This window comes from Pseudarthrobacter sp. NPDC055928 (genome assembly GCF_042270935.1).
Classification (GTDB): Bacteria; Actinomycetota; Actinomycetes; order Actinomycetales; family Micrococcaceae; genus Arthrobacter.
In genome coordinates this window covers 110,931-135,351 of the sequence record NZ_JBHJZH010000015.1, presented here as the reverse complement: position 1 = coordinate 135,351, position 24,421 = coordinate 110,931, and the positions used below count along the sequence as shown (strand labels likewise).

General features: G+C 66.0%; 21 protein-coding genes. 10 read left to right on the top strand and 11 right to left on the bottom strand.

The annotated features are described in order from the left end of the window. Positions 1 to 26: 26 nt before the first annotated feature. From ACFC25_RS17930 to ACFC25_RS17890, 9 genes are all read right to left on the bottom strand, one after another. Entirely contained in the window at positions 27 to 1,067 is a 1,041-nt protein-coding gene (locus ACFC25_RS17930) for a siderophore-interacting protein (protein WP_376047605.1), read from the bottom strand. After that, a complete protein-coding gene (locus ACFC25_RS17925; RefSeq protein ID WP_376047602.1) occupies positions 1,064 to 1,891 on the bottom strand; it encodes an ABC transporter ATP-binding protein in 828 nt (275 codons plus the stop codon). The genes ACFC25_RS17930 and ACFC25_RS17925 overlap by 4 nt, the downstream gene beginning before the upstream one ends. Before the next feature lies 1 nt (position 1,892). Next, positions 1,893 to 2,927, bottom strand: a complete 1,035-nt coding sequence (locus ACFC25_RS17920) for an iron chelate uptake ABC transporter family permease subunit (RefSeq protein ID WP_337349003.1) — start codon at positions 2,925 to 2,927, stop codon at positions 1,893 to 1,895. 71 nt (positions 2,928 to 2,998) lie between these two features. Beyond that, positions 2,999 to 4,105 (bottom strand): FecCD family ABC transporter permease, encoded by a 1,107-nt coding sequence (locus tag ACFC25_RS17915; RefSeq protein WP_376047600.1) that lies wholly within the window; start codon positions 4,103 to 4,105, stop codon positions 2,999 to 3,001. A 10-nt stretch (positions 4,106 to 4,115) separates the two neighbouring features. Next, positions 4,116 to 5,207 (bottom strand): iron-siderophore ABC transporter substrate-binding protein, encoded by a 1,092-nt coding sequence (locus ACFC25_RS17910; protein ID WP_376047597.1) that lies wholly within the window; start codon positions 5,205 to 5,207, stop codon positions 4,116 to 4,118. A 164-nt stretch (positions 5,208 to 5,371) separates the two neighbouring features. After that, positions 5,372 to 6,085, bottom strand: a complete 714-nt coding sequence (locus tag ACFC25_RS17905) for a hypothetical protein (RefSeq protein ID WP_337352699.1) — start codon at positions 6,083 to 6,085, stop codon at positions 5,372 to 5,374. Between the two features lie 193 nt (positions 6,086 to 6,278). Further along, positions 6,279 to 9,740: an ATP-binding protein gene (locus tag ACFC25_RS17900; RefSeq protein WP_376047594.1), complete on the bottom strand. Its 3,462-nt coding sequence runs from the start codon at positions 9,738 to 9,740 to the stop codon at positions 6,279 to 6,281. Then, positions 9,737 to 10,660: a DUF4194 domain-containing protein gene (locus tag ACFC25_RS17895; protein ID WP_337352697.1), complete on the bottom strand. Its 924-nt coding sequence runs from the start codon at positions 10,658 to 10,660 to the stop codon at positions 9,737 to 9,739. Before ACFC25_RS17895 ends, ACFC25_RS17900 begins: the two co-directional genes overlap by 4 nt. Before the next feature lie 2 nt (positions 10,661 to 10,662). Beyond that, positions 10,663 to 12,120, bottom strand: a complete 1,458-nt coding sequence (locus tag ACFC25_RS17890; RefSeq protein WP_337348987.1) for a DUF3375 family protein — start codon at positions 12,118 to 12,120, stop codon at positions 10,663 to 10,665. Positions 12,121 to 12,382: 262 nt separating this feature from the next. Between ACFC25_RS17890 and ACFC25_RS17885 the strand changes: the two genes are divergently transcribed. From ACFC25_RS17885 to ACFC25_RS17875, 3 genes are all read left to right on the top strand, one after another. Next, on the top strand, positions 12,383 to 12,685 hold the full coding sequence (locus tag ACFC25_RS17885) for a hypothetical protein (protein WP_337352696.1): 303 nt from the start codon (positions 12,383 to 12,385) through the stop codon (positions 12,683 to 12,685). Positions 12,686 to 12,748: 63 nt separating this feature from the next. Further along, positions 12,749 to 14,764: an acyl-CoA dehydrogenase family protein gene (locus ACFC25_RS17880; RefSeq protein ID WP_376047589.1), complete on the top strand. Its 2,016-nt coding sequence runs from the start codon at positions 12,749 to 12,751 to the stop codon at positions 14,762 to 14,764. Positions 14,765 to 14,815: 51 nt separating this feature from the next. Further along, positions 14,816 to 15,616: a hypothetical protein gene (locus tag ACFC25_RS17875; protein ID WP_337348984.1), complete on the top strand. Its 801-nt coding sequence runs from the start codon at positions 14,816 to 14,818 to the stop codon at positions 15,614 to 15,616. On the opposite strand, the gene ACFC25_RS17870 is transcribed toward ACFC25_RS17875, so the two are convergent. Beyond that, complete coding sequence (locus ACFC25_RS17870) at positions 15,613 to 16,014, bottom strand: YchJ family protein (protein ID WP_376047586.1); 402 nt, start codon at positions 16,012 to 16,014, stop codon at positions 15,613 to 15,615. The genes ACFC25_RS17875 and ACFC25_RS17870 overlap by 4 nt on opposite strands. A gap of 233 nt (positions 16,015 to 16,247) precedes the next feature. Here ACFC25_RS17870 and ACFC25_RS17865 point away from each other — a divergent pair, with 233 nt between their 5' ends. From ACFC25_RS17865 to ACFC25_RS17840, 6 genes are all read left to right on the top strand, one after another. Further along, on the top strand, positions 16,248 to 17,108 hold the full coding sequence (locus tag ACFC25_RS17865; protein ID WP_376047583.1) for a hypothetical protein: 861 nt from the start codon (positions 16,248 to 16,250) through the stop codon (positions 17,106 to 17,108). Positions 17,109 to 17,319: 211 nt separating this feature from the next. Then, a complete protein-coding gene (locus tag ACFC25_RS17860; protein WP_376047624.1) occupies positions 17,320 to 18,369 on the top strand; it encodes an aldo/keto reductase in 1,050 nt (349 codons plus the stop codon). 80 nt (positions 18,370 to 18,449) lie between these two features. Further along, the gene (locus ACFC25_RS17855; RefSeq protein WP_337348981.1) at positions 18,450 to 19,454 is read left to right on the top strand and encodes an aldo/keto reductase family protein; all 1,005 of its coding nucleotides are present in this window, start codon (positions 18,450 to 18,452) and stop codon (positions 19,452 to 19,454) included. A 93-nt stretch (positions 19,455 to 19,547) separates the two neighbouring features. Beyond that, positions 19,548 to 20,654, top strand: coding sequence for a sulfite oxidase (locus ACFC25_RS17850; RefSeq protein WP_376047579.1), 1,107 nt, complete (start codon positions 19,548 to 19,550; stop codon positions 20,652 to 20,654). 74 nt (positions 20,655 to 20,728) lie between these two features. Continuing rightward, positions 20,729 to 21,115: an RNA-binding S4 domain-containing protein gene (locus ACFC25_RS17845; protein ID WP_337348979.1), complete on the top strand. Its 387-nt coding sequence runs from the start codon at positions 20,729 to 20,731 to the stop codon at positions 21,113 to 21,115. Positions 21,116 to 21,749: 634 nt separating this feature from the next. Beyond that, a complete protein-coding gene (locus tag ACFC25_RS17840) occupies positions 21,750 to 23,120 on the top strand; it encodes an amidohydrolase (RefSeq protein WP_376047576.1) in 1,371 nt (456 codons plus the stop codon). Here the strand turns inward: ACFC25_RS17840 and ACFC25_RS17835 are convergent. After that, a complete protein-coding gene (locus tag ACFC25_RS17835) occupies positions 23,117 to 23,620 on the bottom strand; it encodes a hypothetical protein (protein WP_337352690.1) in 504 nt (167 codons plus the stop codon). The two genes, ACFC25_RS17840 and ACFC25_RS17835, sit on opposite strands and share 4 nt — an antisense overlap. 183 nt (positions 23,621 to 23,803) lie before the next feature. Here ACFC25_RS17835 and ACFC25_RS17830 point away from each other — a divergent pair, with 183 nt between their 5' ends. Beyond that, complete coding sequence (locus tag ACFC25_RS17830) at positions 23,804 to 24,421, top strand: uracil-DNA glycosylase (protein WP_337348976.1); 618 nt, start codon at positions 23,804 to 23,806, stop codon at positions 24,419 to 24,421.

Genomic DNA, 24,421 nt, shown 5'->3' with positions numbered 1-24,421 from the left:
AGTGAGAGAGGGTCTTGGAAGCGAGGCTAGAGCTCGGCCTTGCCCTGGCGCCAGTAACCCATGAACGCGACCTGCTTGCGGTCGATCCCAACGTCCCGCACGAGGTACCGCCGCATGTCCTTGATAACGGCCGCCTCCCCGGCGATCCAGGCGTAGAACGGCATGGCTCCAGCTGGCATGTCGGGGTTCTTGGTGGCCTCGATCTCGGCAGTCTCCATCCGCGCGGGAGTCTCCCAGAGGATGTCCACGTCCACATTGACGTCCTCGGGCTCCGGGCCTGCGCCGCCGTCGGACTCTTTGATGCCCACCCAGCCCGGAACGGGGACGGCCGCGCGCACTGCCTGCTGCAGCAGTTCGCCGTGCGGGCGGGAACGGCCGATCGCCGCGCCGCGGGCCAGCCAGGTGATCTCGACGTTGGCGTCCGTCTTGAGGTCAAGGAAGTCCCCTGCCTGCGGCACTTCCAGGAAGGCGTGGCCGGTCATATACGGCGGGAGGCTTTCCAGGATGGCCGAAATGGCGGGGACCGCGGTTTCGTCGCCTGCGAGCAGGACGCGCTGGGCCATGCCGGGCCGCCATTCGATGCCGCCATAGATCTCGGCGGTGTAGCACTGGGCGGCCCGGTTGTTGGGGCCGATGATGGTGATCGCATCGCCCGGCTTGGCGTTTTGGGCCCAGTTGGCGGCCGGACCTCCGTGGCCGTCTGCGTCGAAATGCATCACGAAATCGACGTCGATCTCCGGGTAGACCGAATCCAGGCGCGATTTCCGGACCGTGTAGGTCCGCATGGAGCCGCGCACGGCTGGGTCCATGGCCAACCATTCGCGGTACCAGCCCGCCTGCGTCATTTCGAAGGCCGGCAGGGGAAGCTCCGTGCCGTCCTCGGCCAGTGAAGGAATCATCAGCTTGATCCGCAGGTCCAGGGTGTCCCCGTTCACGCCGAAGTCACGCAGGCAGTATCCGCCGAAGGTGATCCGGCGGAAGTTGGGGCTCAGCTCTTCCACGGAAGAGACGGTGACTTCGAACGCCAGGGTCATGGGCTCGGTGGCGGCGACTTCGCGGGTTTTCATGAAACGAGCTCCAATTCGGTGGCGGTGGCGTGGTGACGGCCGATGGGAATGATCAGTGGCGTGCCGGAGACCGGATCAGGAATCACCCGGGACTCCAGGCCGAAGACGGTACGGACCAGCTCTTCGGTGACAACGGTGGTGGCGTCGCCCAAGGCCACCACTTCGCCACCTTTCATGGCGATCACGTGGTCCGCGTAGCGGGCGGCGAGGTTGAGGTCGTGCAGGACGATGGCCACCGTGGTGCCGCGCTTGCGGTTCAGGTCCGTGACCAGGTCCAGGACTTCCACTTGGTGGGCCAGGTCCAGGTACGTGGTGGGTTCATCCAGCAGCAGGACGTCGGTCTCCTGGGCCAGGGCCATCGCGATCCAGACGCGCTGGCGCTGGCCGCCGGAGAGTTCGTCGACGTTGCGCTCAGCGAGTTCAAGCGTTTCTGTGGCTTCCAGCGCCCGTTGCACCGCGAGATCATGGTGTGACAAGTCACCCGGGCTCCAGCTGCGGAAGAAGCCCTGGTGCGGGTAGCGCCCGCGGCCCACGAGGTCGCGCACGGCGATACCGTCCGGCGCCGTGGGATGCTGCGGCAGCAGCCCCAGGGTGCGCGCCAGTTCCCTGGCCGGGCGGGAGTGGATGTCCTTGCCGTCCAGCGTCACCACGCCGCCCGCCGGTTTGAGAAGGCGTGACAGGCCCCGCAGGAGCGTGGACTTGCCGCAGGCGTTGGCGCCCACGATCATGGTCACCTTCCCCTCCGGGATTTCCGCGGTGAGGCCGTCCACGACGCAGCGCTGGTCGTACTTCAGCGTGAGGTCCTGGGCGCTAAGAACCGCCATGTCAGGCATCCTTTCGGTTGGCCGTGACCAGGAGCCACAGCAGGAACGGGGCACCAAGCGCGCCGGTGATTACGCCGACGGGCAGCACGGTGCCGTCCAGCAGCAAGGGAGCTAGGTTGGCCGCAAAGTAGTCGGCGGCGAGGACAATCAGAGCGCCTACCAGGGCCGATGCCGGGAGGCTGGCTTTCCGGGTAAAGCGCCGGGCGATGGGACCGGCGAGGAAGGCGACGAACGAGACCGGGCCGGCGGCCGCCGTCGCCACCGCTGCAAGTCCGACGGCGGTGATCACCACGGCGAGGCGGGTGAACCCGACGCGGATACCCAGCCCGGCCGCGGCGTCGTCGCCGAGTTCCAGGATCCGGAGCGGTCCGGCGAGGGCGATGACGGCGGGGACCAGGACCAGGAGCGCCAGCGCCAGCATGCCGGCACGCTCCCAGTTGGCCGAATTGAGCGATCCGTTGAGCCACACGAGCGCGTCCGCTGCCGTGCGGATGTCCGCACGGGTCATCAGGAAGTTGACCACCGCGTGCAGGGCGGCGGCGATGCCCACTCCCGCAAGGATGAGGCGGCTGCCGGCGGCATTGCCGCGGTTGCCGCCGCCGGAACCCAGCGACGGTCCACGGGAGATGGCGTAGATGAGCGCCGCGATGCCCAGCGCGCCGCCGAGCGCCGCGCCGGACACTGCCGGCCCGGTGGCGCCGAAGACCACGATGGCAGTGACGGCTGCCGCGCTGGCGCCGTAGCTGATGCCGATCACATCGGGGCTGGCCAGCGGATTACGGAGCATGGTCTGGAACAGTCCGCCGGACAGGCCGAAGGCGGCGCCGATCATGATGCCGATGACCGCCCGGGGCAGTTTGTTCTCCATCACGATAAAACTGGCGCCCGGTATCCTTTCGCCGCCGGTGAGGTGGGCGATCAGGATCTTGAAAAAGTCCGGGACGGTCACGGTGTAACTGCCCAGCAGGATGGTTGCGGCGAACAGGAGGACGACGCCAAAGGCCAGGACGGCGGTCCGCCAGTGTTGCGCTATCAGTTTTGGTCGCTTAGACCCTGTTTTGGCAACCGGAAGTGATAGATCAACGGGGGGTTTGGTTTCGACGAGGTTCACAATCCTGCTCCCTTGCCGCGGCGGATCAGCCAGACGAAGACCGGCGCACCCACCAGGGCCGTCATGATGCCGGCCGGGACCTCGCCCGGGAGCAGCACCACGCGGCCGATGACGTCTGCACCCAGAAGCAGTGCCGGGGCCAGCACCAGGGAGAACGGCAGGATCCAGCGGTAGTCGGGACCGGTGAGCGACCGGACCGCGTGCGGAATGACCAGGCCAACGAAGCCGATGGGCCCGGCCAGCGCCGTCGCGGAGCCGCACAGCAGCACAATGCCCAGGGCCGTCACGGCCCGGCTCAGGCCAACCCGCTGGCCGAGGCCGCGGGCGATGTCGTCACCGAGAGCCAGGCTGTTCAGGACGCGGCCGGTGGCCAGAATGATGAGGGCCCCGACAGCCAGGAACGGCAAGCCCGGGAGCACCACGGACCATTCGCGGCCAGCGATCCCGCCGACCTGCCAGAAACGGAAGCGGTCCAGTGTGTCCTGGCTGGAGACGAGGATAACGCTCATGAGGGAGTACAGCCCGGCACTGAGGGCGGCCCCGGCGAGGGCCAGCTTGACCGGCGTCGCACCATCCCGGCCCATGGAGGCGATGAGATAAACCACGACGGCGGCGGCTGCGGCACCGACGAAGGCAAACCAGATGTAGCCGCTGAGGGAGGTGACGCCAAAAAGGTAGATCCCGGTGACTACCGCCAGCGCGGCTCCGGCGTTGACGCCCATGATGCCCGGATCCGCCAGCGGGTTGCGGGCGACGCCCTGCATGGCAGCGCCTGCAAGGCCCAGGGCGCCGCCGGCCAGGATGCCGAGGACGGTGCGCGGGATACGGGCGTGGACCACGGCGTGGTCGCCGTTGGCGGGGTCGAACTGCGTAAGGGCCTGCCATACGGTGGCCAGGGTCAGTCCACGGGCACCGATGGCCAGCGACGCGGCCGTTAGCAAAGCAAGTACGACGACGGCGGCCAGCAGCCAGGCGGTCTGCCTGGCTGCGAGGCGCGGGCGGGCGGCGTCGCGGTTCCGAGGGGTGAGGTCTCGGGCCTTCCGCGGCACCAAATCGCCGGGATGTCGCACCTCGGCGGGTGCCGCCGTCGTACTTTCCGTCATGGGACGGTGCTTACTTCACTGCATCCGCTGCAGTGGCCAACTGCGGCAGGAACGTGTCCAGGGACCACGGCAGGCTCAGCGGGGAGGAAGCCGAGATGGAGAGCGTCAGGGTGTTGTCCGAATCGGCAACCAGTGCGCCCTTCTGGATGGCCGGGATCTGGCCGAGCAGTGGGTCTGACTTGATGGAATCGGTGGTGGCGGCGTCCGGGACCCAGGTGACGAAGATGTCGGATTCGAGCTCGTTAGCCTTCTCTGCGGACCACGGGATGAAGAATTCCTTGGAGCCCTTCGAGTTCTCCTCGACAACGGAGGCCAGCTTCATGCCAATCTCGCTCAGGAAGCGGGGGCGGTTGTCGTTGGCGGTGTAGACGTTGACGCCCTCAGCCGATGCGGGCTCCAGGTTGCCGTAGATGAAGCTCTTGCCTTCGAGCTGCGGGTACTTGGAGACCTTTTCCTTGATGGTGGCCTCGGTGTCGGAGATGAGTTTGGTGGCTTCGGCTTCCTTGCCCAAGGCCTTGCCAATGATGGAAGTGGAATCCTGCCATGACGTTCCGTACGCAATCTCAGGATGGGCCACCACTGGGGCGATCTCGGTGAGCTTCTTGTAGTCCTCTTCGGTCAGGCCCGAGTAGGCGGCCAGGATGACGTCGGGGGTGAGCTTGGCGATCTCGGTGAAGTTGACGCCGTCTGCCTCGGAGAACTGGACCGGAGCCTTGTCCGAACCGAAGCCCGCACCGAGTTCCTGCAGGGCTGCGTCCTTCCACGGCGTGGAACCTTGCTCGTTGCCGCCCCATTCGTTCTTGGGGACGCCTACCGGGACAACTCCGAGGGCAATGGCAACGTCGTCGTTGACCCAGGAGACCGTAACAACGCGCTTGGGCTGTTCCTTGATGGTGGTCTCACCGAAGACGTGCTTGATGGTGACCGGGAACTGCGAGCTGCTGGAGCTGGAGGTGCTGGCGTCCGATGTGGAGGACGCGGGTCCGGTGGAGCAGGCGGAGAGGGTGAGTGCCGCTGCGGCGAGGACGGCCGTTGCCTTGCCGGCTGATTTGAACAGCGTGCGGCGCGTGGCATTGGGGCCGGAAAAGAGGGGGGAAGTCACGGAACTCCTTAGGTGAATGAAGCGAACCTAAGTAAGGCTAGCCTACCCTCCTCTGCATTACGCAAGGTTTGCGTAACTTAATTCGCCGACGTGACGAAGCACACAGCCGCTCACCGGAAACGCTCCCCACATAGCGTGAAGGAGCGCTCCGGGAAAGCGGCGGCTTAGCTTTGGGACATACTCAGCAGCAGCGCCTTGAGGGCTTGGCCTTCCGCGCTGGCGAGCCAGGCCTTGGCGGCATCGTCGCTGGCGAAGGGCTTATCGATGAATTCGACGTCGGCAACCAGCACGCGGTCGCCGACACGGATGATCCCATCCAGTGCCATCTCCGCCCCGGAAAGAGGCACCCCGGCCGTGAGGTGCATCCGGTATTTCGCAATGTCGTTGACGTTGTCAACGTAGAACGAGTAGTGGGCCGTGGGAGCAGGTTGCCCCTGCAGCCCGGGAACAGGCGCGGACTCGAAAACAGTCCTGGTCACGGGACTGGTCACACCGTCGGCGATCTGCCCGGTGTAGACGGTGGCCTGCTTGGCGCCGCCGGCGTCGTAAACCGTGGCCGTCCCCACGAACGGCGAGCCCGCCGCCTTGAAGAGCTCCACGCGCCAGTCCGCTGGGTGCTTGAAGGAGATTCCGTCCGGGAACGTATACGTCACCAGGGCCGCCGGCGCCGGGGCGGACGATGCTGGCTGCCCGCCCTCCGTTGTAGGACTTGCTGTGCTGCTGGGGTTTGGAGCCGTGCTCGCGGACGTCGTGGCCGTGCTCCCGGCTGCCGGCGTTCCGCCGCCGCCTGGTGAGGCACTTGCCATGCAGCCGGTAAGGGTGAGTGCGGCTGTGAATGCCAGGGCCGCGGTGAACGGTGCGCGAAATGCAGGGCGCATGATGGTGCCTTTCGTGAAGACGCCGGCAGGCTCGACAGGTGTAAGGCGGACCCAGCATTCCGCGATCACCCTTGGCGGAGCGTGGGGGCGAGTTGTGATGGTGCCCATAACCTTGGCACGCGGCTCCGGCCCTTCACCAGACTTCCAGCAATAAATCCATCGATTTGTTATAAAAACCTTTACCGGGTCACGATTAGCGCAAAACGATGTCCACCGGGTTGGCCTCCGACCGCCATTGACCCTCAGCACCGGGCCTTGGCCGGATCACCGGAGCGCTCAGCACGCCGGAACGGTTGGTGCGCTTGTCCCGCAGGATCTCCGTTACGGAGCCTAGGTGCCGCGACAGGTCGATCACGTTCTCCGGCGCCGCCAGCAGCAGCTGGAATCCGAATTCGTGCAGCGCCTTGATGCCCGCGCCAGCGAACTCCTCCGACGCCAGCACAAACGCCTCGTCCATCATCACCGTGCCGTATGTAGTGAACCCCTGCTCCGCAATGCCTAGCTGGTAGCTCAAGGCCGCAGCCATGATGAACGCCGTAAAGCGCTGCCGCTCGCCGCCGGACATGGAGCCGGTGTCGGCGTGCATGTAGACATCGGTCCGCTTGCCGCCCGTTTTGCCCAAAGCCCCGTCTGCCACCTCCCGGTGCTCCTTGCATTGGATAAACAGGTGGCCGCGAACGTCCAGCACCTCGGCACGCCAGCGCCGGTCCTCGGGGGTCTGCGAGCCCAGCCTCTTCACTAGTGTTTCCAGGGTCTTGTAGCGGGCAGTTAGCTCGGCGTCGTCCGCTCCATTTTCCGCGCCTGAACCCGGGCGGGCCGGACGCGTGTGCCGGGCCTTCAGGGCGTTCTGGATAGCGTCCTTGAACTGCTTGGCCGTGGCCGGCAGGGTCTGCTTGATGTCCAGTTCCAAGAAGCTGCCTTCATGGAAGTTGACCTCGGACAGGATCCCGTTGAGCGGCAGGATGCGGCTGGTAATGGAACGCCGTTCCTCATCCAGCAGGTGCAGCAGCGTGCTGAAGGACTCGTGTGTGCGCTGGTTGAAGAACTGCCGGAACTCAGTCTCCTGCGCGGGAAGGCCGTCACTGACGATGGCGTGGTAGCGCGATTCGAACTCCCCCGCTGCGCCGATTGACGTGCCGTGGTCCGCAGAGATTGCGGTCCCCCACTCACGGACGAAGCCTTCGAAGATCCGGGTCAGCCGCTCGGAGGTTGCCTGCCCGCGTGTCTCGGCGGCGTGCAACTCCCCCAACAGCGCAGTCCGGACGCGGTTGGCGAGGTTGTCCAGTTCATGCATTTCGGTGATGTCGCCGAAGTCCGTGAAGTACGGCTCCAGCGCCGTGACGGTAGCGTCCGACGGCGGCGCCTGCTCCAGGCGGGCCCGCGCGGCTTCCAGCAGTGAATCGGCGGCGCTAAGCTGCCGGTCGAGTGCCTTGTATTCGCTTTGCAGGACAGCCGCAGCTTCAGTGCTGGCCTGGTGTTTCTGCCGCGCCGCTTCGATGTTGGCGCGCAGCGGTTCCAGATCCGCCTGTGCTGCGAGGGCGTCCTTAAGCCGCTGTTCTATCCTGGTGAGTTCCTCTGCGGCGACTGCAGCCGATACCTGTTCCCAGGGGCGGTGGTCCTCCGCAATCAACCTCAGGGCATCGAGCTGCCGGCTCATGCCCTGATGCGACTCTTCTCGGCTCTGCGCCAGTTCGGCCGCCTTGGCCAGCTCCTGTTGCAGGTCCTCCACCTGGGCGGCCACGAGTTCCAGTTTGGCGGCGTTATCGAACCCGAGGACGTAGTCCTGGCGCCCGGTGAAACGGTCATCTTTTTCCACCGTGTGCCGGTTGCGCTTGACCACGCCGCCCAGGCTCAGGCCCTTGTCCAGGGTGGCCAGACTGTCGGCGTCCTCGACGCACGGATAGGCGAAATCGAGCGCGATCCGCTCCCGGATCCACTCCCCGGCGTCCGCCACCGCGCCGCTGGCGAGGATGTCCAGCTTGGTGAGCAGGTCGCCGTCGCACACGTCCTCAACGGCAAGCGCGCCGCCGGCGAGCGGCTTGGACACGTCCACGGCGCGCAGGGCGCCGCGCACCTTGTGGTCATTCAGGTAGCGGGTCACTGCGGCGAAGTATTCGCCGGGAACGAGGAGCGTGGTGGCGAGGTTCCGGAGTGCCCGCTCGGCGGCCGGCCGCCACTGCTCCTCCCCTTCGGCGAGGTCGATCAGTTCGCCTGCAAACGGCATCCGGTCTTCGGGAATGCCGGTAGCTGCGGCGATCGCCGCCCGGTTTTCAATGCTCGACGGCGGCAGCAGGGACTTGCGCGTCTTCAGCGACACCAGCTCCTGTTGGGCTGCAGCCAGCTCGCGTTTTTTCGTGGCGTGGCCGTCGAATGCCTCGAAGCGGAGTTCCTGCAGCGCCTGGGAGTCATCCTTGAGCTCGGCAGAGCGGGCGGCCGCCTGCTCGTGGGCCTGCTCCCAGCCCTTGGCCGTCCATTCAAGCTGCAGGCCGGCGTCGGACAGTGCCTTGCGGGCCGCTTCCTCCACCTGCTCACGGAGCCGGAGGCCAACGCGGGCGTTTTCCAGTGACTGCTCGATCGCGGAGATCGCGTTGCCGCCCTGGTTGTTGTAGTCGGCCTCAAGCTCGCGCAGTTCCTTGGCCAGCCCGTCGCGGACAGAACGTTCCGCGCCCAGTTCCTTGGCCTTGACCTGGGCCAGGTCCTTGAACCGGGCCAGCGTCTTCTGGTGGACCGTGACCGAGAGCTGCTGCCTATAGGCTTCGAACTCCTCGCCTGACAGCTCACGGAGCCGGTTGGCGTCCAGCAGCGACTGCGCGTACTCCTTGTTCAGTCCGGGTACCGGGGCCAGCTGGTCCCGCTGCTGCCGTACATCCTCCAGCCGCTGCCGGATGGACATCAGGTTGCTGAATTCCTCCACCACGTCATCCGCCGCGGCAAGGGTTGCCGGGGCGTCCAGGACCTGGTCGCGGAAAAACGTGTTCACGCTTCCGCCAAGGCCTTTGCCCGCCTGGATCACGCGGAGCAGTGGCAGGGCCTGGTCCGAACTGATGCCCAGTAGCCGGCGGAAACGCTCGGCGAATGCCTTGTGGACGTCGAAGATCTGCGCGTCCGGGAAGACGGTCTCCAGCGAGGCCTTGGCGAAGCGTTTCTCCGCGATGTCCTCGATGGCCGGCAAGTCCAGCGGCTTGCTGTCGATCAGGTAAAAGCGCCCCACACTGGACTCCGTGCCATTCTTGGGCAGGTCGAACAGCGCCGACACCGTGACGCGCGTACCAGCCGCGTTATCGAACGTCAGGGCGACGGCGGACCACGTGGCACCCGGCCGCTGGAAGGCACTGGCGGAGCCTTCGCCCACGGCCTTGTCACCCACCTTCCCGCGCATGTACGTGAACGTGGTCCTCTTGTCCTCCACCGCACCGCCGGCACGCTGGGCCGCTGCCTCATTGGAGCGCGGCCGGGCATCAAACACGCGCAGCATGGCATCAAACAGCGTGGACTTACCCACGCCGGAGTTACCCGTCAACAGGGTTCCGTTGCGGTCCACGTGCATCGTGTGCGCCCCATGGAACGTGCCCCAGTTGACCACCTGCACCAAGGCAAGGCGCATCTGGCCCGGATTCGTGAGCTCGCCCATCGGCAGCATGGATGCGATGCTCATGCTTCTACCGCCTCGGTGGTTCCGTGCGCACCCACGGACGACGCCGCCGATGCCGACCAGGGAGTGGCATCGGGCCTGTCGGAGCCGGGCGACTCGCTGCTTGCAGCGGAGTCGCCCGGCGGAGGGGCGGGGGCGGCATCGGCGTCGTCGTCCTCCGCACCCTCATCACCGTCGAGCTCTATCAGCGCTTCGGTACCCGTCGGGTCTGCTGTGGCTGCTACCAGGGCTTCGATTTGGGCCGGAATATCGCCGATGTTTTCGAAGGGCAGGGCAAGCGGGAGTGCGTTGGAGATGGTGTAGACGTCGTCCAGGCCGGTGGTAAGGAGCAGTTGACGGGCCAGGAGCTTGGTGATGGCGCGGGAGACCACGTCCGAATCCCTCAATGCGTCCTGCTGCCCGGCTGGCTGGTAGTGGGCCACGAGGTCTGCAATTTCTTCGCGCGTGATGGTGGGGTCCGTCTGGGCCGTGACGTGGCGGTCCAGCAGCAGCCGCAGGCGGAGCAGCACAATGGTTTCCACCCGGCTCAAGGCACGTTGCTGGCGGAGGATGCTGGAGCGTGTGCTGCCGCCGATGGCCTCCGGGTCCACCGGGCGCAGGACAGCGATCTTGCGTTCGTGGTCCAGCTGCAGGGTGAGGAAGAGTTCCGAGAGGCGGCTGCGCAGGATGAGCTGGTGATCCAGCAGGGTGGTCCACAGTTTTTCGTCCCGTCCGCCGTCGACATACGGGCCCTTGAGCAGCTTCACCAGGGCCTGGCGCACCTTCATCGACAGCACGCCGGTGTCGCCGGGGAACAGGGCCGCACCGTCCACAAACGTGTCCCTGGGTGTGACGGCGAAAGGTCGCTCTGCGTGCGGCGGGGCCTCGGCAAGGGTGGCTTCCTCCGCAACGGAAGGTGCCGCCGTCGTGGTTTCTTCAGTCATCGTCAATCCTTCTTGAGGGTAACCACCGGCAGGTATGCCTTGCGGGTGGTGCCGTCTATCTGTTCGTAGTCGAGGCCGTCCCAGGCGTCACGGTCAAAGGCCGCACCTTCCTGGAGGGCGTGCGAGAGGAGCGCCCGGATGGAGTTGATGTGCTGCTCCTCGGGCGGCAGCTGGGCCCAGGCCTCGGCCAGCGTGGCGGCACCGGCGGCAGCTGCCTTGATGGCCTCGGGCCGGGCCTTGCCCGTCCTCGGCGAGCGCACGCGGTCGGAGTCGCTGAACGCGATGGGGTCCGCGAGCTTGGGCGGCACGGCAAACTCGTCCGGATCATAGAGCTTGACCATGGCCAGCGATTCGAACCCCGCGTTGAACAGCACCGGACCGCGGACCAGGCCTGGCCGTTCACGTTCATAGGGCAGGGACCGGATAGCCTGCTCGGCCTCGCGCAGCACCTTCCGGAGCCGGACGGATTGGCGGAAGTCATCACTCTGGACGTACGTGTTCAGGCTTTCGCTGAGCTTGCCGTAGATCCGCTGTATCTGGCTGTGCTGGTGGCGGAGCTCGGCCACGAGGTTCTTAAGCGTTTCGCGGTCCTCCGCCGAGAGGTCGTCGGCGAACTGCCGGCTGAGCACCTCGCCGATTGCCGAACGGAAACGCAGCTGCTGCTGCGGGTCCTCCAGGAATGCGGTGAAGGAGCGGAACGTCCTGCCTTCGGGGCTTTGCCGGAGCCGCTTGTCGGCCTCAAGCACCTGGGCCATGGTGGCGCCTTTGCTGAGCGACTCCTCGATGATTTGGTTGCGGAGCTCGCCCACGAGCTCCTCGATCCGGTCACGCATCTTCTTGTAGTCGGCGGGCAGGCTCGCGGCCAGGTCCAGGATGTTACCGGCGGCCTCCACGGCTTCGTCGTCGTCCAGCAGGCCATCGAAATCGCCGGAGCTGATGTCCTGGATCAGTTGCTGGCGCTCACCGATCTCTTCCTCCAGGGATTCCAGCCGGGCGCTCTGGTCCGGGTTGGTCTCGTTGGCCAGCTTTTCCACGTCGCCCAGGAGCGTGCCCAGCCTGGAACCGTTCAGCGTGGACCGCTCGCTGGAGAGGCTGTCCAGGAATGCGAGCACGCGGGCGGCCGGCTCGGTGACCTCGTAGACGATCTGCCCCGATTGGTTGCGGCGGGTCAGGAAGTGCTTCCGGGTCCATTCGTCTGCGTATTTTTTTCCCGACGGCGCCCCGGCGGCACCGCCCAGCGCCGGCTCCTCGCGCCGCAACTGCTCAAGGAAGGAGTCGACGTCGGCATGGAACTCTTCGAGCTGAACCTGCGGGCGGGTGCGGGTAAAGGACGCCTGGAGCACGGCGATCACCCAGGGCGCGGAGCGCGTGAGTGCCCAGGCGGGTCCCTGGGTGAGGAGTTCGAGGTCCCTGAGCCGGGCACTGATCGCGTCAGCGGATGACCTGGCGGAGCGGGGCACGCACTCTCCTTCAGCTGATGGGGGATGGTTGGGCAGCGAGAATCGACGAAAGACGAAAACTGCCAACTACAAGGTTAACGCAGAGCCTTCCTACCCCTAACGGCAACCGTTCCGCGACCGCTCCGTGACCTACCTCCCGGTAGCATTGCGATCCCATATCAACCCGTTGTTGCTGGCGGGGCGGGTCTGGTTGGACTCGCCCCAAAGCCCCTACGCTCAGTGCTACTGATCCAACCGAAGCAATGGCGCAGCAGGGGGAAGAATGCAGTTCGACCTAAGTGCAGTGGAAACGGCCACCATGGTGTTCACCGGAACGCTGGTGATTGCCCTGGTCCTGGCAGCCTTCGTCCTGGCGGCAGGGTTCCTGGCCCTGGTCCTGGTCGGCGTCGGCAAACTCGGCTGGTTCCTCGCCTCCACCACGCTGCTGGCAGTGGTCCATGGCATCAATAACGGCTGGGACAGGCTGGTGCACCATGCGTCGGCAGTGGAGATTCCCGGGGACTTCCCGGGCCAGCCATCCCCTAGCACCGGAAGCTACCCGCGGGTAATATTGAGAGACAGCTAAAGGGTTCTCCAACCCGGCGGATCCATGGCTTGAACCGGCCATCCCGGGCAGAGGAGATACCCCATGAGCTCCGCCACTGACAGTCCCGCCGCCAGCGCTTTTGCCTCCGACGCCCCGGACGCGGATGTTCCCGTTGCCGCGAGCAACATCGGATCCGAAGCAACCGCGGCGGACGCCCGTGCAATAACCGAGGCAGCCCGCCAGACGGACTGGGATCGGCCAAGCTTCGCCAAGGGACTGTACCTGGGCAACTTCGACCTCAGCCTGGTCCACCCCTGGCCAACCGCCAAGGAGGACGACGTTGAACGCGGCGAAGCTTTCATGGCACGCCTCGAGGCCTACGCCCGCACGATGTCCGGCCGCGTGATAGAGCGCGAAGACAAGATTCCGGACGAATACCTCAAGGGACTGGCGGACCTCGGGGCCTTTGGCATGAAGATCCCGCAGGAATACGGCGGCTTGGGGTTGTCCTTGGTTTACTACGGCCGCGCCCTGGCCCTGCTGGGCAGCGTGCACCCCAGCATCGGGGCCCTCCTGTCCGCCCATCAGTCCATCGGCGTCCCCGAACCCGTGAAGGTATTCGGAACCCCGGAACAGAAACGGGAATACCTGCCGCGCTGCGCCGCCGGGGCCATTACCGCCTTCCTGTTGACGGAACCGGACGTGGGCAGCGATCCCGCCCGAATGGGCAGCACGGCAGTTCCCACGGACGACGGCGAGTCTTACATCCTGGACGGCGTGAAGCTTTGGACCACCAACGGCGTGATCGCCGAGCTGGTGGTGGTGATGGCCCTGGTGCCGGCCCACACCGACGCAGACGGCACCAAGCACAAGGGCGGCATCAGCGCCTTTGTGGTGGAAATGGACTCCCCCGGCATCACCGTGGAGAACCGCAACAGCTTCATGGGGCTGCGCGGCATCGAAAACGGAGTGACACGGTTCCATCAGGTGCGGGTGCCCGCGGCCAACCGCCTGGGACGTGAAGGCCAGGGACTGAAGATCGCGCTGACCACGCTGAACACCGGCCGGCTCTCCATTCCGGCCTTGTGCGTCGCGTCGGGCCGCTGGAGCCTGAAGATTGCCCGCGAGTGGTCCAATGCACGCACCCAGTGGGGCCAGCCGGTGGGAAAGCATGAAGCCGTGGGTAAGAAGATCGCCTTCATCGCAGCCACTGCTTTTGCCTTGGACGCAGTCTTTGAACTATCGGCCGAACTCGCCGACGCCGGGCAGAAGGACGTCAGGATCGAAGCCGCCCTGGCCAAGTTGTGGTCCACGGAGATCAGTTATCGGATTGCCGATGAACTCGTGCAGATCCGCGGTGGCCGGGGCTTCGAGACGGCAGAGTCACTGGAAGCCCGCGGCGAACGCGCGGTTCCAGCCGAGCAGCAACTGCGCGACCTCCGGATCAACCGGATTTTCGAGGGCTCATCGGAGATCATGAAACTCCTGATCGCCCGGGAAGCCGTGGACGCCCACCTGGCTGCGGCCGGCGACCTCGCATCGCTGGACGCAAGCCTGCAGGACAAGGCGAAGGCCGCCGTCGGAGCTTCCGGCTTCTATGCCCGGTGGCTGCCGAAGCTGGTGGCGGGCGCGGGAATGGACCCACGCTCCTACAGCGAGTTCGGACGTCTCGCCAAGCAGTTGCGCTTTGTGGAGCGGTCTTCGCGCAAGCTGGCCCGGCAGACCTTCTACGGTATGGGCCGCTGGCAGGCCAGGCTCGAGCACAAGCAGGCCTTCCTGGGCCGAATTGTTGATATCGGTGCGGAGCTTTACGCCATGGCAGCATGCTGTTCACGGGCCGAGATGATGCTCCACACCGCGCCTGAACGTGCAGCCAGTGCCTATGAGCTTGCTGAGGCGTACTGCGAGCAGGCCCGGGTCCGCGTCGAGGAGTATTTCGATCAGCTCTGGCGCAACACCGACGACGGCGACCACCACCTCTCGCGCAAGGTCCTGGCCGGGGACTACACGTGGCTTGAGGCCGGTGTCTTTGACCAGTCCGAGGGCACCGGGCCATGGATCGCGGACGCTACTCCCGGGGCCTCTACGAAGGAAAACCAGCACCGCCGATACCGCTAGCAACTAATAAGCACCCTTGTTATCGCAGGTCAGCGGTGGTTGAGTTGAGCCATGAGCAACCAAACGAACCCAGAGGACAGTCTTCCGCGGCGTGCCCGGAACGAGAATCTACGGAATGAGACTGCTCGTGATGAAACCTTCGCCGGCGGGCAGCCTACGCAGGCCTATCAACAGACGCCGCCAACGTACGGCGAGCGCGCATACGTAGCGGACACTGACGCAGCCGACACCACCGCGGCCTACCCGAGCGTGGCGGACCCGAACGTCACCGACCGGCAGACCGCCGTCGCGCGGGAAAAGGAAAAGTTCGGCGGAATCAAGGTGGGCTCCGCGTTCTTCGGCTGGCTGGCCGCCATGGGCATGGCCGTGCTGCTCACCGCGTTCGTGGCAGCAGCGGGCACCGCCGTGGGACTGGCCAACAACACAGACGTCAACGAGGCGGTCAACCAGGTGGCAACCAACGGCACGGTGGGGCTGGTGGGCATCATCGTCCTGCTGGTGATCTTGTTCGCTTCGTACTATTCCGGCGGGTACGTGGCAGGCCGGATGGCACGGTTCAACGGCGCCAAACAGGGTTTCATGGTGTGGATCTGGGCCCTTATTGCCGCCGTCGTCATCGCTATCCTTGGCCTGGTTGCCGGACAGCAGTTCAACGTCCTGGCCAACCTGAACACCTTCCCGCGGATCCCCATCAACGAAGGCGAACTGACTATCACCAGCATCATTGCCGCCGTGGTGGTGGCTTTGGTGGCGCTCGTTGGTGCCGTCCTGGGCGGCCTGGCGGGCATGCATTTCCACCGCAAGGTGGACAGGGCAGGCTTCACCCCGGACGAAACGTACAGCGAGGGCTAGGCAAGGAGCACAGCATCTACGTAGTACCAGCGGCGGTTCTCGCGCACGAAACGGCTGGTTTCGTGGTGGACTCCGCGTACGCCGTCGTGCCTGAAATGGGCTTTGAACTCCACGGTCCCCGCCGTGTCCAGCGGTCCGCCCTGGCTCGTGGAGACGATATCGAGGCGGCGCCATTCCATGGCGGGGTCCAGTTCCAGCTCCGACGGCGCGGTGTCAGGATGCCAGGTGCGCATGAGGTAGGCGGCGTCGAGCAGGACAAACGCGCTGTACCGGGACCGCATCAACTGCTCGGCGGTGGCGGCCTCGGACTGGCCGGTATGGAACCGCCCGCAGCACTGCGCGTACTCCTCACCCGACAAGCAGAAACAACGTCGTGCGGCGGCTGGATTCTCGGGCATGATGCTCCTGTCAGGCTGGTCCGGGCCCGCAGTCCACAGGGCTTTTGGGGTCTCCTTCCGACTATAGGCGGCTGCGGCCTTGTCATATCCGGTAACAGGTTTGAAACAACACCGGACGCACCCCTTCCTGCGGCGCGACAGGCCTCAAATAGTCCGTAAGGTAGTGGAGGGGCTGTTGCCCGTGGTGATGAGTGCCGGCACGGACTCCGCTGCTGGCAGATAGGAGAGGTGACGTGGGAGATTCAACGACGCTCGCTCTGAACCTGACCTTTTTTGGCACGCTCGGCCTCGCGTTCCTGATGTTTCTTGGCCTCTTCCTCCTGGTGGTAGCCACCCTTGTTCTGGCGGGGGTGGGCCGGCTGGTCGCCCTGATGGTCATGGTCCTCTTAGGCAAGCTTCCCCGGCATGAAACCTTGCCGCTCGTCCGCCTGACCGGGGCATCGGGGACGGCATCATCGGCTTCGGCCGCGGATGCGGCAATGCCAGGTCACGACGACGGCGCTGCCGCCACCTCCCCCGCGAAAACGGCGAGCGCCGGGGTGCTTCGCGCCAAAGCCGCTTCCCTGCAGACGAAGACGCGGACAAAGACCGGCGCTGCCGTGTCGGCCGCACGCACCCACGGGAGTGCCGCCGTCGCCACCCTGAGGGCGCCGCGCGACTGGCGCAAGGTGCTGCGCGACGCGCGCACTGCCCTGAAACCGTCCGAATTCAAGCCGCGGTTCCAACACGCCGTCGAACACCACCCGCTGCTCACGGCCGCACGCCGTGTACCGCCGGTGCTGGCAGAAGACTGGGCCGCGGCCGTCGCGGAAGCCGATGCCCGGGCCCTTGCGCGCGCACGCGCCGCCGCACCGCAAATCAAGGTCTCCGTCCGTGACCTGCCGGATCCCGGAGTGCCCGCAGAGAAAGTAGTGGCCGTGGCTCCGCTGGTGGAGTCGGCACTGCACCAGGACCACCCGGCGCGGGATGTACCGCGGTCCTTCAAGAAGCCCTCCGCCGCTCCGCCACTTTCCCCTTTGGATACCGGCTCCCTCGTGTCACTCTCCGCCCACGCCAAGGTCATTAAAGGCAAGCTGCCCGCCGACCGGCGTTGAGGGAGGCCGGGCGCCACGCCCGCCGAAGGCATTCTGACGGGCCCCGACCTCAGCGCGGTCTTCACAAACCGTCATCACCGCCGGCCGCGTTACCCCGTGCTACGAAAAGCGAAGCTGTATGGCGCTTTCCCGCGGCACGGCGCGGAATTTGTGTAGCGTCGTGACGATCCACAGCAATCCGCCGTGGGAAATCGACCGTGAGGAGCAGGGGATGAGCCTCAGCGAACTTCGTGTGTTCGGGCGGTCCGGCACGCCGATCAGCCCGCTCACGCTGGGCACCATGAACTTTGGCGAGGGACCTGGCGGCGTACCTGGCGGCCCGCCCACCGGAGCAGACGAAGGCATCCGTATCATCCAGGCCGCCCTGGACGCTGGCATCACTGCGGTAGACACCGCCGACGTCTACTCCCAGGGAGAGTCCGAACAGGTGGTGGGCCGTGCACTCCGCGGCCGGCGCGACGACGTCTTCCTCGCCACCAAGTTCCACGGCCAGATGAGCGCCAACCCCGCGCACTCGGGGAATTCCCGGCGCTGGATCATGCAGGCCGTGGAGGGCAGCCTCCGACGGCTCCAGACGGACCGGATCGACCTGTACCAGGCGCATCGGCCGGACTACAACACCGACGTGTTGGAGACCATCACCGCCCTGAACGACCTCATCCGGCAAGGCAAGATCCTTTACTACGGCACCTCGGTGTTCACGCCTGCACAGTTGGTGGAGGCACAGTGGCTTGCCACCACCAACCACCTCATCCCGCCGGTGGGCAACCAGGTGCCCTATTCCATGCTGGTGCGCGGCAACGAGCGCGACGTACTCCCCATCTCCCAGCAGTACGGGCTCGGCGTGCTTGCGTACGGACCACTGGCCGGGGGCTGGCTCTCCGGGGACTTCGTGCTGGATGCCGGCAAACCCCCGGCACGGGTGCATTCCCTGCCGGGCCGCTACGACATTTCCGGGCCTGCCAGTGAACGGAAGTTGCTGGCGTCGGATGCGCTGGCGCGGCTCGCGGACAAGCTGGAGATCTCCGTGGTGGAACTGGCCATCGGCTTTGCGCTGAACCACCCGGCCATCAGCAGCGTGATCATCGGCCCACGGACCGAGGAGCACCTTCACGCCTACCTCAAGGCAGCAGACACCCTGCTGGGCGAATCCGTGCTGGACGCGATCGACGAGTTGGTGCCTCCGGGAACCAACTTCGTGGAACGCGATGCCGGCGCGATCGTCCCGTCTCTGGAGTACGCGGAGCTCAGGCGCCGCTGAGGCGCCGAGGCGCCGGCATCGCCGTCGTGGTTTTTGGAAAGCCCTTTCCGTGAGCCGCCATCTCCGCTAGCCTGAAGACCATGGAATTCAGATACCTCGGAAACAGCGGCTTCAAAGTCTCGGAAATCACCTTCGGCAACTGGCTGACCCACGGCTCGCAGGTAGAGAACGACGTCGCCACCCAGTGCGTGCGGGCAGCGCTCGACGCCGGCATCAGCACCTTCGACACCGCGGACGTCTACGCCAACACGGCCGCGGAAACCGTCCTCGGCGAGGCGCTTAAGGGCGAGCGCCGCGAGTCCCTGGAGATCTTCACGAAGGTCTACGGCCCCACCGGCCCCAAGGGCAAGAACGATCTGGGCCTGTCCCGCAAGCACATCATGGAGTCCATCAACGGCTCGCTCCAAAGGCTCCAGACGGACTACGTTGACCTTTACCAGGCCCACCGCTACGACTTCGAGACGCCGCTGGAAGAGACCATGCAGGCATTCGCGGACATCGTGCGGCAGGGCAAGGCGCTGTACATCGGCGTGAGCGAGTGGACGGCCGAACAGCTCCGCGAAGGCCACGCATTGTCCCGGGAACTGGGCTTCCAGCTGATCTCCAACCAGCCGCAGTACTCCATGCTCTGGCGGGTCATTGAGGCAGAGGTTGTGCCGGCGTCGGAAGAACTGGGCGTGTCCCAGATCGTCTGGTCCCCCATGGCGCAGGGCGTGCTGAGCGGAAAGTACCTTCCGGGCCAGCCTGCCCCCGAAGGCAGCCGTGCCACGGACGACAAGGGCGGCGCCAAGATGATCCAGCGCTGGATGCGCGACGACGTGCTTGCCGGCGTCCAGAAGCTCAAGCCGATCGCCGCGGAAGCTGGTCTCTCCATGCCGCAGCTCGCGGTGGCCTGGGTCCTGCAGAACCCGAACGTCGCCTCGGCCATCGTGGGCGCATCCCGCCCGGAGCAGATCGCGGACAGCGTGGCCGCCGCAGGCGTGGTCCTCGAGCCGGAGGTCCTGAAGAACATCGACGACGCGATCGGATCCCTCGCCGAACGCGATCCGGCGGAGACCAAGTCGCCCGCGGCCCGCGAAGCCTAAGCGGCCGGGAACTGCCGTTGACTGGGCCGTCCGCCCGGGCGTAAACCTGTCAGAGGGGGACCCTCCAGCCTCATCGAGCAGAATCGTACGGCCATGAAGCAGATCTACCGGCAACGCCAGTCAGCCCGCCCCGCGCCGCAGGCCGGCGCGCCCACGTCGGGGCCGTTGACCCCCGAGGAGCTCCAGTTGGCTGCGCGGAACCATTCGATGCCGCTCGAGGCGCTGCGCCGTGACATCACGCCACCCGGCCTCCACTATGTCCTCACGCATTTCGACATCCCCGACCTTGAGGCCGCCTCCTGGCACCTGCAGGTCAAGGGTGCTGTGGAGCGGTCACTGGAGCTTAGCCTGGCAGCGCTCAGGAAGGACCCGGCCATCACCCTTCCGGTCACGCTTGAGTGTGCGGGCAATGGCAGGTCCCTGCTCAAGCCACGTCCGCTGAGCCAGCCCTGGATCATGGAAGGAGTGGGGACAGCGGAGTGGACCGGGGTGCCCTTGGCCTACCTGCTCGCGAAGGCCGGCGTGCTGCCCGAGGCCGTGGAAGTGGTGTTCACCGGGGCCGACGCCGGCATCCAGGGCGGCGTCCGGCACCACTACGCACGGAGCCTTCCGATCCGCGAGGCAATGCGTCCCGACGTCGTGCTCGCCTACCGTATGAACGGCACCGACCTGCCGCCGCAGCACGGCTACCCCCTCCGCCTAGTGGTACCGGGCTGGTACGGCATGACCAGCGTCAAGTGGCTGGAGTCCATCGATGTGGTGACGCACCCGTTCACTGGGTTCCAGCAGCAGCCGGCGTACCGGTACCAGGACAACGCGGACGACGCCGGCACACCGGTTTCGCGGATCAGGGTCCGTTCGCTGATGGTTCCGCCGGGCATACCGGATTTCTTCACGCGCCGCCGGGTGCTCACGCACGGGCCGGTGATGCTTCAGGGCAGGGCCTGGTCCGGCCAGGGTGCAGTGACCGGTGTTGAGGTGGGGATCGACGGCAAGTGGGTGGCCGCCCAGCTCGAAAAGCCGGCCGGGCCCTTTGCCTGGTGCAAGTGGACGCTGCCGTGGGTGGCTGATCCGGGCGAACACGAGTTGGCCTGCCGGGCCACGGACGCCACCGGAGCCACCCAGCCACTTGAGCAAAACTGGAATTATCAGGGGATGGGCAACAACGTGGTGCAGCGGGTACACGTCACCGTCGACTAAGCGGGCTGGCGTGAACGGCTGGCGGGAGCAGGGAAGATTCGCACAAGATCCACGCCGTATACTCAGTGCCAGCCATGACCATCCTTCCTTCCTCACCCGCCAGCGTCCGCATCGATGCGTGGCTGTGGGCGATCCGCGCCTACAAGACACGTTCTGCCGCCACTGCCGCCTGCCGCGCGGGCCACGTTCGGCTGAACGGCAGTCCCGCAAAAGCATCTGCAACCCTGGTCACAGGCGACACCGTCACCGTCCGGATGTCCGGCTACGAACGGATTCTAGAGGTCCGGCGCCTGATCGCCAAGCGCGTCGGCGCCGAGCCGGCGTCCCATTGCTTCACTGATCACACTCCGCCGCGTCCCATTGCCCCGGCCCTTGGCCTCCCGCAGCGGGACCGTGGTGCTGGGCGCCCCACCAAGAAGGACCGCCGCGAGATGGAGCGGCTCCGGGGCGACGCCACGTAGTCCCACGGCCGGGTCGGCGGTGATGGGCAGCGCTGCCCATCGGTCAATGCGAGCCGAATGGCTAGGCTGGTAGGCGGGCCGGGGACAGGCCCGGCGCTTGGGTTGGACAAATGCAGCTGCGAGCGCAGGTGGGCCGCGAATCTAGGGGAATCATGGGGACTGCTGCGAAACCGTTCAGGGTCAACGGTCATCCGCGCGTCAAGGCCGGGCTGGGCTGGCGCGCAGGAGATCCCTACTCCATCGGAGAGCGGACCGACGGCCAATGCTCTCTTCGCCTGCCAACACTGCGCAGCGACGGCGACATAGTGGGAGCCTCGGAAGAGTTCCAAAAGGTCACGGACGCCATCAACCCTGTCCTGGAACCAAACGGCTTCAGCCCCGTCTCAGTTCTCGACGAGGGCTCCCAGGGTGGTGGTCAGTCACGTCGGGCAACGCCCAGGGAGCGAGGGTGCGTATTTTCGGACGGACCTGGGTCGAGTTGGCGTTCAGCGTTCCAGTCGAATCGGAAACCTGCGCCGCCGGCGAACTTATAGGGCTGGCTCCATGACCGAACTCATTCTGGCCTCCATCCGCCAGCCTGGCGAGGATACCGTCTCTGACCTGCACATCGCTGAGGGCGTGGTGACCCGGGTCAGTGCCGGCGGCGGAATCCCGCGCGGCGCGCGTGGTCCACCTGGACGGGCGCTATGTCATTCCGGGGCTCTGGGACGAGCACGTCCATATGACCCAGTGGGCGCTGCACTCAAACAGGCTGGACCTGTCCGCCGCGGCGTCCGCGCACGAGGCCGCCGCCGCCGTCGGACTTTATGTTCATCACGCCGATCCGTCGGTCACCAGCGTGGGGGTGGGCTTCCGCGACGCCCTGTGGCCCGACGTCCCCACGCTGGAAATGCTCGACGCCGCCACAGGGAACCAGCCCACCGCACTGATCAGCCACGACCTGCATTGTGTCTGGCTGAACAGCGCTGCTGCCCGGCGATATGGGGTGGAGGTTGACGCCGGTGGCCTGCTCCGGGAGGAACCTGCCTTTGCCGTCACCCGCGATCTGGGCAAACTTCCCGATTCACTGGTGGACGGCTGGGTCCGCGATGCCGCCCGGGCAGCTGCAGCCCGGGGCGTCGTGGGCGTCGTTGATTTCGAGATGACCTGGAACCGTGACGTCTGGCTGCGGCGCATCGCTGATGGCTTCGATGCCGTCCGCGTGGACGCCGGCGTCTACCCCAAGGACCTGGAGCGGGCACGCAACGATGGCATGCGCACAGGATTGGAGCTCGACGGCGGCAGGGGGCTCCTGCGGGTCGGCCCGCTGAAAGTCCTCATCGACGGTTCGCTGAATACCCGGACGGCTTTTTGTTCGGATCCGTACCCCGACGGCAGCTACGGGCTGCTGACCGTCAGCGAAGGCGAGTTACTATCCCTGCTTCGGCGTGGGCGGGAGTACGGTTTTGTCCCGGCGGTCCATGCCATCGGCGACGCCGCCAACCGTGTGGCCCTGGATGCGTTTGAGCGCGCGGGGATCGGTGGCCGAATTGAGCACGCGCAGTTTGTCGGGGCGGAGGATCTGGCGCGCTTTGGGTCCCTGGGGGTTACTGCCAGCGTGCAGCCGGTCCATGCACTGGATGATCGCGACGCCGCAGAGTCCAACTGGAGCGGCCGTACGCAGCGGGCCTTTCCGCTGAGGTCGCTCCTCGACGCAGGGGCCACGTTGGCGCTGGGTTCGGATGCACCGGTTGCCCCGCTGGATCCGTGGGCCGGGATGTCGGCGGCCACCACCAGGTCCCGGCAGGACGGCCGCGGGCCCTGGTATCCCCAGGAATGCATCAGCAGAAGGCAGGCGCTGGTGGCCTCCGCGAGGGGCAGCAGCCGGATCCGGGTGGGGGACCTGGCGGACCTGGTGGTGCTCGACGCCGATCCGCTGGCTGTCTCCGACGCGGAATTCGGCGCCCTACCAGTTGCGGCAACGCTGCTGGCGGGCCGCTTCACGTACGACGGCGGCCTGGCTTAGTTCCTGGTCCGGGCCTGGATGAGGTTCGCGAACGGCAGCCGCCCAAACTCCGCCACAAAGTCCGCGTGGAGCCTGGCTTCGGTGCTGTTCACTTGGTCGGTGGGGACCTCTTTCCAGGCGATGACCAGCGAGTCGGGTGCCGCGAGCTGCCACACCAGCCGGCCGTCCCAGTGGCCCGGCGGCTTACCCTTGCCGAAGTCAAGGAACTCCTGGATCTGCCGGCGGAGTCCACGGTTTCCCTTGCTGCCGGGACCCGCCTTGCCGAGATAGAGGACGTCGGCGTCCGGAACCCACTCCGCAGCCAATGCAGGTTCCGGTAGCGAGGGGTCCTTCTTTTTGAAGATGCCGGCCGTGCTCTTTTTCAGGAACCTCGGCTCGAAGCCGTCCGGTCGGAGCACGGCGAAGACTCCCGTGCCCTGCGGGATCCGCATGATCTCGAGGCTGCCGACCGCCCTGAATCCTGCGAACCCCTCGGCCCTAAGGGATGCCCTGCTGACCATGGCGACGGTTCCTTAAGTCGGGGAGGCCCGCGGTGTGGGGATGCCTTTCCATTGTTCCCCAACGCGGCACCATCCTTGAACTCAAGGGAATAGAATAATTCCCGCCCGCGCAGCCCCACGTCCAAAAGCGTAGAGTGGCCTAAGACGCCTGATTCTGGACGCCGTGCTGCTGAGGGAGAAACCGTGACGATTGACTGGGACGAAAAAAAGGCCCTGCTACAGGAACCGAACATCGCGGCCGTGACGCAGCTTTGTGACGAACTGATGGAAAAGAAGCCAGGGTCCATCGTCCCGTACATCGACCCCGTCCACGACGAGGACGAATGCCGGATCGTGAGCCTCCAGGTCAGCCCGGGCAAAGGCACGGAATCCGGGTTCGTCTCCCATTACAACGACGACGAAGCCGCCCGCCGCGCTACCCAGATCTACGAACTCGCTGAACTTGACCCCCGCTATGTGATGCCCTGGAACGCCTACCCGTGGGTGCGCGACCCCGATCTCCCCACCGCGCTCAACGTCCAGGAAAAGACCGACGGTCTGCGTCCCTTCCGCCAGTTCCTCAAAATCAACTCCCGTGTTTCGGCCATCATCGCCCACGGCACCGATGCCTCCACGTTCCTGACCCTCTTCGAGAAGACCTACCACTCATCCCTGAAGAACAGCGGCATCAAGATCTACAAGGCCAGCGCGCTCGGCGGGCGGGCCTTTGCTGTTTCTGAAGCCAAGCAGGAAGAGCTGCTCACGAAGAGCGTCGAGGTCTACAAGGACGCCATGCAGCGCGCAGGCATCCAGCACCTCTAG